A 10,395-nucleotide genomic window follows, 5' to 3' on the forward strand; every position below is an offset into this window, starting at 1 on the left:
TTAGGCAAGGCGCAGCGTTGCTCTAATGCCAACGCGGTGGAGTCCGCTCTCCCAAAGCTCCAGCTGGCCTCCCATTTCCCTCAGGAGCCGCTCGCTAACCCGCCAGGCGGCGCTGTCTTGTGGCTGGATGGGCAGGCAGCACCGCCCTTCCAGGTCCCACTCCAGACAGAAGTGCTCCTCCCCGCCAGGATAGGCGCTCAGAGCCATTGAGCCGTAGCAGAGGGTGCGAATGCCCCAGCGACACACGCCCAGCAGCGCCTGCACCAAGCCATGGGGATCCGCCCAGACAGTGAGGCTGTCGGGAAGCCAAGAGGACTGAAGAGCGGTCCAGTCGTAGCGGATGCCCCGATCCTGGGCCTGGAGCCGAGTGAGGCTGTGGATCTCTTGCAAAAGAGGACGCAGGCGCGTTGGCCTTGGCCGCAGCGGCTGAATGGGCAGGTCGTGGCGAGCCAGGCGAGTGTATTCTTCCAGCAGCTTGAGCAGGCGCTCCACCGCCTCCTTGGCGCTCTGCAGGCACTCTCGCTCCTCCTCTCGAGAGTCGCACAGGTTGGACAACACCAACTGCAGGGCTCCCATCTGGCTGCTGAGGGGATTGCGCAGCTCGTGGCCGATACTCACCAGAAGCTCCTGCTGAAAAGCGCGCATCACCTCAGAGCGCTCAAAGGCAAACTGCCAGTCCATCCCCTCCTGGTCTGCGGCAGGGGCAGGCGGGAAAGAGGGAGGATCGGGGGGAGTGGCAGGCAAGGCTTTGCTCAACTGGAAAGGCAACCCGTCATTGGCGGCAGCAGCTCTTGGCCCCTCTCTGGGCTGGCAACGCTGCTCACCATTTTTTTACCCGACAAAGCAGGCGCTGACTACCCGCTCAATCCCGGCCAGATCCCGGTGCACCTGGATCTGCTGGTAACACCCCTGCGCTCGCAGCTGCTCGGCCACCCAAGGTGCCTGGCCCTGCATCACCTCCACTGCCCAGAAGGAGTTGGGGGCTAGATAATCCGGCGCGCCCTCAATCAACACCCGCAGATGAACCAGCCCATCTTCCCCGCCGTCCAGGGCCTCTCGCGGCTCGTGCAGCCGCACCTCAGGCATGAGGTGATCTAGCTCCCCTCTAGGGATGTAGGGAGGGTTGGAGACAAGGCCGCGCAGCCGACCCCGCCAGGGATCCAAGGGTGTAAACCAGGATCCCTCAAGCAGATGCACCTGCCCCTGCAGCCCGTGATCGGTCACGTTGGCTGCTGCCACTGCCAGGGCTGCCGGGCTCACGTCCACGGCCAGAAGCTGCAGCTGGGGGTGCCTATGGGCCAAGGCAATGGCGATGGCGCCGCTGCCGGTACCCAAGTCAGCAAAAGGGGAGCCCGGGGGCAGAGGGTTGGCCTGCAGCCACAGGGAGGCTTGCTCCACCAGCAGCTCAGTCTCGGGGCGCGGGATCAGCACTGCTGGCGTTACCTGCAAGCTCAGCCCTGCCCACTCTACCTTGCCCAGCAGGTATTGCAGAGGGATGCGCTCCTCTAGCCGACGCCGCCACAGCGCCTCCACCTCAGCCAGCGGATCCCCCTTCCCTACTGGCGGCCGACCCAGCAGCCGTTCCAATGGCCCCCAGCCCAGATGCTCCCTAAGCAAGAGATCCACTTCCTGCGGGGAAATGCCAGCAGCCTGGGCTGCCTGGAGAGCCTGCGCCCGCCATGCCAGCAACTCTTCCACTAGCGCCGAGCGGGATCCCCCTGCAGCTTGGTTCAACGGCGCTGAGGTTGAGGCGTGGCCGAGGGACTGGCCTGGGGAGTTGCGGAGCGTATCCACGACTGCACGTACTCCAGCGAGGCACGCGGTGGGATGAAGGCAATCTTTTGCACATCCTCTTGGGCATCAGGTGCCAACATGCGCTCCACCACAATGGCTAGCGAAGTGACCTCAATCTGGGTTTTGCCAACCACGCTGGGGTTTTGCGCCGCCGCCCGCTCCAGAGCTTTCTTTAGGTCGTTGCGGTCAAAAAAGAAAGGCACCACTTCCTGGCCATTCTGCTCGATGGTCAGCAGCCCCTCGGGGGAGCGGCCATAGAACAGAGGCACGCCAATGGCCTCTGGGGGCACCTTTTGCCCCGTTTCTTTGAGCACCTGCTTGGCTGCCTCTACATCGCCAGGGCGGGGCACCACCTCAAAGTACAGATTGCTATTTTTAGCTCGCTCTTCTTCCGATTTCTCATAGGCATAACCTAGGGGGATGGGCACCACTCGGGCTTGCTTGCCTATCTCGGGGTTTTTGGCCTTCACCTGCTCCAGGGCTTGCTGGGCTTGGTTTTGATCTAGCCAAAGAGAAGCCACCTGAATGGTGCGACCCTCCCGCTCCACGTTGGCAACCACAGGGGTGCCGTTCTGCGAGACAATGGCAAAAACCGGCACCAGATTGAGCCGCTCGGCCACCTCCTGACGACTCAGGGGGGCTGCCACTGCCTGAGCCGGCCAGAAGCTCCCCTGAGCCAATACGGGGATCCCCACCAGCCCCAGCAGCAGAGTGCTACGGAGGGCTAACGCCATTGCTGCCCGTCTGCCGGCCTGCGCTGCAGAGCGGCAAGAGAATCGCAAAGGTGGCGCTGCCTTGCTGTGCTTTTTCCTCTTCATCTTCACTCCCGACGTCGCGCCTTGTTCTTGTTGCCATCCTGGCAAGAGCTCCTAGGCCACCCTAGAGGTCAAGTTAAAGCATTTGTTAAGCCCTGTCGAGGGGTAAGGCTCCTGCTTTGGGTGGGGATCCCGCATACCCCCTACTATATACGGGGTCGAAGGAAATCGAACCACCCTAGATGCAGATCTCAGGGCAAACCGTGAATCCTCATCCCAACTTCAGGCAAAGCCCTTGCTTTTGGAGTGGTTTTGCTTGAGATCAGGTGCCAGGGATTCCTCAGGACAAAACAGGCGGCATTGCTCGACGGTAACTCGAACTCGCGTGCCCACTGGCAATGCCTCCCGCGCTAGGGCATGCAACTCCTTGCCCGTCTCCGTGGCTAGGCAATAGCGATACTCCCGCCCCAAAAACTGGCGATCCCGAATGATTGCCTTTCCTTGGGGATCGGGATGCAGGCGGAGCTCCTCCTGCAGAACCATCAACTCTGCCCACTGCAGATGGGAGTCGGGCTGATCCCCGACCGCGCGGAAGGGAAGGTGCAGCAGCTCCTCAACTTTCCAACCCCACTCGCGCCGCTCACAGCGGAGAAAGTTGGCCTGGGTAATAAACTCGGCCACAAAGCGAGTAGCCGGCTCCCGGTAGACCTCCTCTGGCGATCCCCATTGCTCAATACGGCCTCCCCGCATCACCGCCACCCAGTCGGAAAGAGAGAGAGCCTCTTCTTGGTCGTGGGTAACGAAAATGGCCGAAGTCCGAGTTTGCTTGAGGATCTTGCGAATTTCCTCCCGTAGGTAGTAGCGTGTCTGCACATCCAAGTTACTCAGCGGCTCATCCAACAGGATTAGGCTAGGCTTGGGGGCCAAAGCTCGGGCCAGCGCCACCCGCTGCTGTTGTCCACCCGAAAGTTCATGGGGATAGCGGTGGACATAGTCTTCTAGGCCCACTAGCCGCAACACCTCGTAGGCGCGTTCCCGCGCCTGTTGGTGGTAAGCTTGCCTCTTGCTGGCCACCGCAGGGGATTGAAGGCCGAACATGACATTTGCCAACACGTTCAGGTGGGGAAACAGGGCAAAGTCCTGAAACACCAGCCCCACTCCCCGCCGCTCTGGCGGAACCCACTGCCCCTCCCCCGCCACCACCTGACCCCCTATTCGGATCCGGCCGCTGTCCGGCTGCTCAAAGCCAGCAATGATGCGCAATAAGGTGGTTTTCCCACAGCCCGACGGACCGACGATCCCCAGGATATCCCCTTGGGGCAGGCGAAACGCCACTTCCTGCAAAACCAATTGCCGCTGACCAGGAAAACCCTTGCTGAGGCCCTCAACCTCAAGAATGTAGGAAGAGTCCGTCTGGCCAGCGTTGGACATCGAGAAAGCCAAGAACTCGGCCATGACAATTGTTGCAAGAGATTTTCACTATCTTTACCACGCTACCACACCTCCGGCCCTCCCCGGCCTGCTGCCGGTTAGATAAGGGGCAAGCAGGAACTAGTGTTACACTGAGTTAACGAAGTTTCTCAGGCTCTGGCGGCGCTTGTTCCCGACGGCGCGTGCCAGGTTTTCTTGTGGATGAGTTTTGAGACAAAGTTGCCGGAACGTGCTCTGGTTACAGGGGCCAGTCGAGGGATCGGCAAAGCTGTGGCTCTGGCCCTGGCCCAGCAGGGGCTGACAGTTGCGCTAGTGGCTCGTTCTCAACCTGATTTGCTGGCAGTGCAGGCGGAGATCCAGGCAAAAGGGGGAAAGGCAGAGGTTTTTCCTATCGACCTGGCCGATTTGACCGCTCTACCGCAGCGGCTGCAAGCTCTTCTGGATCGATTTGGCGGTTGTGATGTTTTGGTGAATAATGCCGGCATAGCCCACGTTGGGCCTTTGGCCACTCTCTCGTTATCGGCGTGGCAGCGGGTGATCGACTTAAACTTAACAGCAGCCTTCCTCTGTGCCCAAGCCGTCCTTCCGGGAATGCGCCAGCAGGGCTTTGGCGTGATTGTCAACGTGGTCTCGATTGCGGGCAAGCGAGCTTTTCCCAATTGGGGGGCCTACTGTGCCAGCAAGTTCGGCCTACTCGGCTTTTCCCAAGCCTTGGCTGAGGAAGAACGGCAGCACGGTATCCGGGTAACCAGCCTCTGCCCTGGAGCGGTGAACACGCCCCTCTGGGATAGGGTGGAGGTTGATTTTGACCGCTCCCAGATGCTCTCGCCGGAGTGGGTAGCGGATGTGGTGGCCTATCTCGTCCGCCTGCCCAGGGGTGCTGTAGTGGAGGACCTAACCCTCATGCCAGCAGCCGGGACCTTGTAGGTGGGGCCAGCTCTGACCCTTCCGAAAGCAATGCTTGTCAGCCCGGCTTTTGAGCCAACCATCTCCCAGCAGCGTCTCTCCTGACAAATTTCTTCAACTCCTCGTTTCAACTCAAGGGATATCTTGCTATGACTCTTGCCAAGCCTGGACTGAGTGCCGAGTTTCGCCTAAGCGACAAAGCCAACCTCAAGTCTCGGGTTCTCCGCGATCTGTCCCCTTCGACAGAGCCAGAGACTTCAGAAAGCCTAGATCCGGCAATGGTGGCGGCAGTGGAGACGTTGCTACGGGGAATTGGCGAGGATCCCGAGCGGGAGGGCCTCAAGAAAACCCCGGAGCGAGTGGTGGCGGCGCTGAAGTTTTTGACCAGCGGCTATCGACAGTCTTTGGAAGAGCTCATCAATGGGGCCATCTTCGACGAAGGCCACGATGAGATGGTGCTGCTGCGGGACATCACTGTGTTTAGCCTCTGCGAGCACCACCTCTTGCCCTTCATCGGCAAGGCCCATGTGGCCTACATTCCTAAGCAAAGGGTAGTGGGCTTGAGCAAAATTGCCCGTATTGTGGAGATGTACTCCCGCCGCCTGCAGGTTCAGGAACGCCTGACCCGGCAAATTGCTGAAACTCTGATGGAGGCGCTGGATCCCTATGGGGTTGGGGTGGTTATCGAGGCTACCCACATGTGCATGGTGATGCGCGGAGTGCAAAAGCCAGGCTCCTGGACGGTTACCAGCTCGATGGTGGGGGTGTTCCGGGAGGATCCCCGCACGCGCGAGGAGTTCTTGAGCCTTATTCGCCACCCGTCCAACCTTTAAGGCTCCCGCAGAGTTTTGCCGGCAAGGAGATTAATCCCCTACTTAAGTGGGGAATACTAGCCTAAGATTGATGCAAACTCTGCCAGCAGCGAGGCCTGTCATGAGCGAGGTCAGCCCCGAAAAAGACGCTGGTTGGAAGCCGCCAACCCCGCCTGGTGTCCAACGCTCCCCACGGGCGGCTGCCCAAACACCATCAGCGGAACCCCCAACTCAGCTGGATCCGTTGGTGAACAGGACTACCCCTCTCGCGCCAGGGATCGGCTCGCGCCCTTCCGCCAGCGCTCCCAAGCCTATCCTGGGCCGGCCCGTCCCGCCAGAGGTGGCTGTCGCCCCTCCCCAGACGCCAGTGCCCATGCCGGGCTCTGTGGCTCCTCCGCAGGGATCTCTGCCCACTGCTGCTGCGGCAGCTCGGCCTCAAGCCTCCCCTCCCAGGCCAGCGGCTCCGCCTTTTGTCCCGCCGGCTCGTCCGACGGCTGTTGGTCAGGTCCCGCTGGCTGCTGCTCCTAAGTCTGCCCCCTCTGGCCCGACGCTGCGCCAACTGGTGCAGGAAGCCTACGAAAAAGGCTACTCGGACATTCACCTGGGGGTGGGAGAAGTACCCCGCTTTCGGGATCGGGGGGAAATTGTGATCAGCAACCACCCCGTTACCACCACCGAGATGTTCTATAGCTGGCTGCGGGAAAGCCTGCCGGAAAACCAAATCCGCCAGTTTGAAGAGTGCTTAGAGCTGGATACCGCCATCCAGTACGAGGGCTTGGTGCGCTGCCGGGTCAACTGCTTCGTCTCCCTCCTTGGGCCAGCCATGGTGCTGCGCCTCATCCCGCTCAAGATTTTGACGCTGGAGCAGTTGCGGGCGCCGGAAGTGCTCAAGCGCATTGCCGAGGAGCCCAAGGGCCTCGTGCTGGTGACTGGCCCAACTGGCTCCGGTAAGTCCACGACGCTGGCGGCAATGGTGGACTATATCAACTCCAACTTTGCCAAGCACATCATTTCCATTGAGGATCCCATCGAGTTTGTTCACCAGAGCAAGAAATCCCTGATTCGGCAGCGGGAGGTTGGGATCCACACCCTGGAGTTTGCTAACGCTCTGAAAGCCTCCCTGCGGGAAGATCCGGACATCATCCTCATTGGGGAGATGCGGGATCGGGAAACCGTAGATATCGCCCTCAAGGCCGGCCAGACAGGCCACCTCGTGTTTGGAACCCTGCACACCAACAGCGCTGTCCGCACCATCGAGCGTCTGCTAGGGATCTACAAGCCGGAAGAGCAGGAGCCGATGCGCCTGCAACTGGCGGAAACCCTGGTGGCCATCATTGCTCAGACGCTGGTGCGCACCACCGACGGCAAGCGCACGGCAGCCCACGAGATCATGCGCAACACCGATGCCATTCGCGACTACATCAGGCGGGGAGCGGTGGACGAGATCGAGGAGCTCATTGCCGACGGCTCCTACGAGGGCATGTGTACCATGAACCAGTCGCTGTTTCGGCTCTATCAGGAGGGGCGGATTACGGCGGAGGTGTGCCTGGAGGCAGCTCCGCGGCGCAACGAGATGGCCCAGTGGCTGCGGGGCCGGATATAGGCAGGACAGGTGCAGGTGCTTGAGGGAAGGCTTGCCTTATCCTAGACTGAGAGCAACGGGCATGCTTATCTCCTCAGCCAAGCTTTGGCTAGGGGGATAGGTTGGTGGTAAAAGCAAGTTAGAAAACAGGAGAATCTCTACCGTGAGCGTGATCAACCAGCTCATCGAAACTGCAGATAACCAGCTGCGCTATCTCTCAGTTGGCGAGCTGCAAGCTATCAAAGACTACATGAGCAGCGGGGAAAGACGGCTGCAGATTGCTCAGGTGTTAACTGAGAATAGAAAGCGGATTATCGATCAGGCCCAGAAACAGCTATTTGCCAAGCGACCTGAATACCGACAACCTGGTGGCAACGCCTACGGGGAGAAGCGCTACAACCAGTGCCTGCGGGACTACGACTGGTACTTGCGTTTGGTAACCTACGGCATCGTCGCTGGCAGCAAGGAGCCAATCGAGTCCATTGGCCTGATAGGGGTGCGGGAAATGTACAACAGCCTCAACGTACCCATTGCCGGCATGATCGATGCGATGGTCTTTTTGAAGGAAGCAGCCCTCAGCTTGTTGGATCCCGATTCGGCTGCCGAGGCCGCTCCCTACTTTGACTACATCATCAATGCCCTGAGCTAGCTGCCCTTTGAGGAAAGGGAGGCTAGGGCCGCACGGGCGCAGGCGGCTACCTGTTCCTGGGGATCCTGGGCAAGCCGGGCAAGACCAGCTTGGGCAGCTTCCGTCCCTAACTTACTTAGGGCAATGCAGACGCGGTAGCGCAGTTGCCAATCCTCAGAAGCGATGAGGGGCTCCAGGTAGGGGATGGCCCGCGGATCCCCCAGATCCCCTAAAGCTGCAGCAGCGGCGGTGGTTAGCAGTTCATTTCCTTCCTGGAGAGCCTGCACCAGCGTGTCGAAGGCGGCGGGGTTGCCTAGCTCGCCGAGGGCGGCAACGATGCTAAAGCGCACCAGCCACTCCGTCTCCCGCTGATAGGCCTCTAGGAGATCGGCCAGGGCCTGCGGCTGCTTGAGATCCCCCAGAGCAGCAGCAGCGGCAGCTCGCACGTCGAACTCGGGATCCTCCCGCAAAGACCGCTGCAGAATTGGCAAGAGGATGGCTGGATCGATCCCTTTTGCGGCCAGGGTGCCCAGTTGGCTGATGGCAGCGTAGCGGACGCGGGCATTTTCGTCGGCTACTGCCTGCTGCAACAGCGTCAAGCTTTCCGGCGGGGAGAGTTCTCTGGCCTTGTTAATAGCGCGCAGCCGCTCTCCCAAATCCTGAGAGTTCAACAGCTGCAGCAAGGCTGTCAGTGAAGGCGGATCCCCAGCAGTTGTTGTCATAGTTCTTTCCCTCCGTAGCTTTCTCTGGCTGTAGCAAAGAAGGAAAACTCAGTGTTATCATTCTGAAGCAGTGTGTGCCGTCTTTTGGTCCTATGGCCTTATTGCAGAAAGAAAAGCAGGAGATTATCGAGAGATATCGACTGCATGACACTGATACTGGCTCTGCCGATGTGCAGGTTGCCTTGCTAACCAGCCGCATCAACCAACTCTCACAGCACCTTCAGAGAAACCCCAAGGACTTCAACTCCCGCCGCGGCTTGCTGATGATGATTGGTCGCCGCAAGCGACTGCTCAACTACATCGCTAAGCATCATCCCGAGCGCTTCCGGGAGCTGGTCGAACGGTTAAACATTCGGGTGAAGAAGTAGCTAGCCCGTCAAGGCACAGCCGAGGAGCTACCTTCGTGGGCAAATCTAGCCGCCATTCCAAAGCTTCTCAAGGCCGCCCCAGTCAGCCTGCTGGGCAGGGGGAGAAAAAGCCAGCCAAAGGAGAGCGGGTTGCTGTCATTCCCCCTGAGGTAAGCCGGCGCATGGTGCGGCGGATCCTCATTTTTTCTGGGATCCCTTCTACGCTTGGCCTAAGTAGCTTTGTTGTCAACTACTACCTTCTGACCAACCATGTGATAGCCCTGCCCCCCTACTTTACTTTGGTGGAGTCGCTGGCCTTTTTTGGCCTTGGCTTTTTGGGCATCAGCTACGGTGTCTTCTCGGCCTCTTGGGATCCAGAGCCCGGATCCCTGCTGGGGGTTAGTGAGTTCCGCCGCAACCTAGGCATTTTCCTCCAGCAATGGCGCGAAGCAACAAGCAGCTCTGCCTCTTCGAAAGCCGACGAGACCTAGCTGCTTTGTGCTCTGGCTGGAGGGGTTCAAAACAAGCTGTTGGGGCTATAGCCGCACCTCAGTTCCCTCAAAGAACCCACGGATGATCAAAATGGCCCCTTGTTGGCTAGCAGGAGTCCCTGGTTCATCCGCCGTACCGCCTTCAACGTTGCCGGTGGGGAGCTCTTGTTCTAGAAACCATTGGCCAGAAATTCGATCTGCAGAAGTGGTTGAGTCAAAGATAAGGTTCAGGTTTCCCCTTTGAACACCACCACCTATGTCACGCCGGTTAAACGGCCCTGATAACTGTGCTCCGGCCAAGGTGCGGAAGAGGAAAGCCCCCGTCGTTGCAGGCACGATGCCCTGCAAAACAACTGGAGTATTCTCGCCTTCTTCCCTTCCTTCTTCCCTTTCAGTTCGTAATGAGAAAAAGTAATCAAAGGCTGTTGGGGCACCCGGACGACCAGGAACCGGCAATTGCGGTATCGGTGTGGGAAAAGGCCGCGGTGGCGGGCTGACCTGGACAAAGTTGAGGACTGTGCTGACGTTGGCCGGATCAAACTCTGCTTGAACGCGGCCGTTCAACAGGCGCCGGATGCGCACTAACTGGTTGGGCAAGATGTTAGGACGAGTTGGATCCGGGGCAAACAACACCGACTGGGTGCCTACCTGGGCAGGACGATAGACGATCTCCGCTTGGTTGGGGCGGAAGTTCAGGCGGGCATAGAGAGCCAAGGGATCCTCAGGGGTGCCATCGCCTGCAACACCCCGCTGCCGCACCACAAAGCTAGCGGAGAAGGATCCCTGTTGCAAAATCACATCAACATTGCTTTGCCGAAGGTCTGAGGAACCGAAGAACTCGCCTGTCACCTCATTGAGAACGCCCGGAACTCTTGAAGTTAGGAAAGCCTGACCCTCAAGAACTACTTGGTTTCCAGATCTGCTGAC

General features: G+C 59.5%; 12 protein-coding genes. 6 read left to right on the plus strand and 6 right to left on the minus strand.

What is annotated here, in order from left to right:
* The 4 genes from NW860_RS05160 to NW860_RS05175 form a co-directional block, all read right to left on the minus strand.
* Entirely contained in the window at positions 1 to 756 is a 756-nt protein-coding gene (locus NW860_RS05160) for a sensor histidine kinase (protein ID WP_414512822.1), read from the minus strand.
* Positions 757 to 831: 75 nt separating this feature from the next.
* The gene (gene prmC, locus NW860_RS05165) at positions 832 to 1,734 is read right to left on the minus strand and encodes a peptide chain release factor N(5)-glutamine methyltransferase (protein ID WP_414512824.1); all 903 of its coding nucleotides are present in this window, start codon (positions 1,732 to 1,734) and stop codon (positions 832 to 834) included.
* Positions 1,731 to 2,528, minus strand: coding sequence for a Tic22 family protein (locus tag NW860_RS05170; RefSeq protein ID WP_414406051.1), 798 nt, complete (start codon positions 2,526 to 2,528; stop codon positions 1,731 to 1,733). Before NW860_RS05170 ends, prmC begins: the two co-directional genes overlap by 4 nt.
* A gap of 303 nt (positions 2,529 to 2,831) precedes the next feature.
* Positions 2,832 to 4,004: an ABC transporter ATP-binding protein gene (locus NW860_RS05175; RefSeq protein ID WP_414512827.1), complete on the minus strand. Its 1,173-nt coding sequence runs from the start codon at positions 4,002 to 4,004 to the stop codon at positions 2,832 to 2,834.
* Between the two features lie 177 nt (positions 4,005 to 4,181).
* On the opposite strand from NW860_RS05175, the gene NW860_RS05180 reads away from it, so the two are divergent.
* The 4 genes from NW860_RS05180 (at position 4,182) to apcD (ending at position 7,929) form a co-directional block, all read left to right on the plus strand.
* Entirely contained in the window at positions 4,182 to 4,907 is a 726-nt protein-coding gene (locus NW860_RS05180; protein ID WP_414395628.1) for an SDR family oxidoreductase, read from the plus strand.
* A gap of 128 nt (positions 4,908 to 5,035) precedes the next feature.
* Positions 5,036 to 5,719 carry a GTP cyclohydrolase I FolE gene (gene folE / locus NW860_RS05185; protein ID WP_414512829.1) on the plus strand — a complete coding sequence of 228 codons (684 nt, stop codon included), beginning with the start codon at positions 5,036 to 5,038 and terminating at the stop codon, positions 5,717 to 5,719.
* A 295-nt stretch (positions 5,720 to 6,014) separates the two neighbouring features.
* Positions 6,015 to 7,301 (plus strand): type IV pilus twitching motility protein PilT, encoded by a 1,287-nt coding sequence (locus NW860_RS05190; RefSeq protein WP_414512845.1) that lies wholly within the window; start codon positions 6,015 to 6,017, stop codon positions 7,299 to 7,301.
* A 142-nt stretch (positions 7,302 to 7,443) separates the two neighbouring features.
* Positions 7,444 to 7,929, plus strand: a complete 486-nt coding sequence (apcD, locus tag NW860_RS05195; RefSeq protein ID WP_414395632.1) for an allophycocyanin subunit alpha-B — start codon at positions 7,444 to 7,446, stop codon at positions 7,927 to 7,929.
* On the opposite strand, the gene NW860_RS05200 is transcribed toward apcD, so the two are convergent.
* Positions 7,926 to 8,630: a HEAT repeat domain-containing protein gene (locus NW860_RS05200; RefSeq protein WP_414395634.1), complete on the minus strand. Its 705-nt coding sequence runs from the start codon at positions 8,628 to 8,630 to the stop codon at positions 7,926 to 7,928. The genes apcD and NW860_RS05200 overlap by 4 nt on opposite strands.
* A 92-nt stretch (positions 8,631 to 8,722) precedes the next feature.
* Between NW860_RS05200 and rpsO the strand changes: the two genes are divergently transcribed.
* Together rpsO and NW860_RS05210 are read left to right on the plus strand one after the other, a co-directional pair.
* On the plus strand, positions 8,723 to 8,998 hold the full coding sequence (gene rpsO / locus NW860_RS05205) for a 30S ribosomal protein S15 (RefSeq protein ID WP_414395636.1): 276 nt from the start codon (positions 8,723 to 8,725) through the stop codon (positions 8,996 to 8,998).
* Positions 8,999 to 9,033: 35 nt separating this feature from the next.
* Positions 9,034 to 9,468 carry a PAM68 family protein gene (locus NW860_RS05210; RefSeq protein WP_414395638.1) on the plus strand — a complete coding sequence of 145 codons (435 nt, stop codon included), beginning with the start codon at positions 9,034 to 9,036 and terminating at the stop codon, positions 9,466 to 9,468.
* A gap of 45 nt (positions 9,469 to 9,513) precedes the next feature.
* On the opposite strand, the gene NW860_RS05215 is transcribed toward NW860_RS05210, so the two are convergent.
* Positions 9,514 to 10,266: a hypothetical protein gene (locus NW860_RS05215; RefSeq protein ID WP_414512832.1), complete on the minus strand. Its 753-nt coding sequence runs from the start codon at positions 10,264 to 10,266 to the stop codon at positions 9,514 to 9,516.
* Positions 10,267 to 10,395 lie beyond the last annotated feature (129 nt).

It is taken from the genome of Synechococcus sp. F70.1 (genome assembly GCF_047502745.1).
Taxonomy (GTDB): domain Bacteria; phylum Cyanobacteriota; class Cyanobacteriia; order Thermostichales; family Thermostichaceae; genus Thermostichus.

Bases quoted from the DNA above. Each gene is read 5' to 3' on its own strand.
- rpsO (WP_414395636.1), top strand. From the start codon at position 8,723: ATGGCCTTATTGCAGAAAGAAAAGCAGGAGATTATCGAGAGATATCGA.
- folE (WP_414512829.1), top strand. From the start codon at position 5,036: ATGACTCTTGCCAAGCCTGGACTGAGTGCCGAGTTTCGCCTAAGCGAC.
- NW860_RS05200 (WP_414395634.1), bottom strand. From the start codon at position 8,630: ATGACAACAACTGCTGGGGATCCGCCTTCACTGACAGCCTTGCTGCAG.
- NW860_RS05180 (WP_414395628.1), top strand. From the start codon at position 4,182: ATGAGTTTTGAGACAAAGTTGCCGGAACGTGCTCTGGTTACAGGGGCC.
- NW860_RS05175 (WP_414512827.1), bottom strand. From the start codon at position 4,004: ATGGCCGAGTTCTTGGCTTTCTCGATGTCCAACGCTGGCCAGACGGAC.
- NW860_RS05170 (WP_414406051.1), bottom strand. From the start codon at position 2,528: ATGGCGTTAGCCCTCCGTAGCACTCTGCTGCTGGGGCTGGTGGGGATC.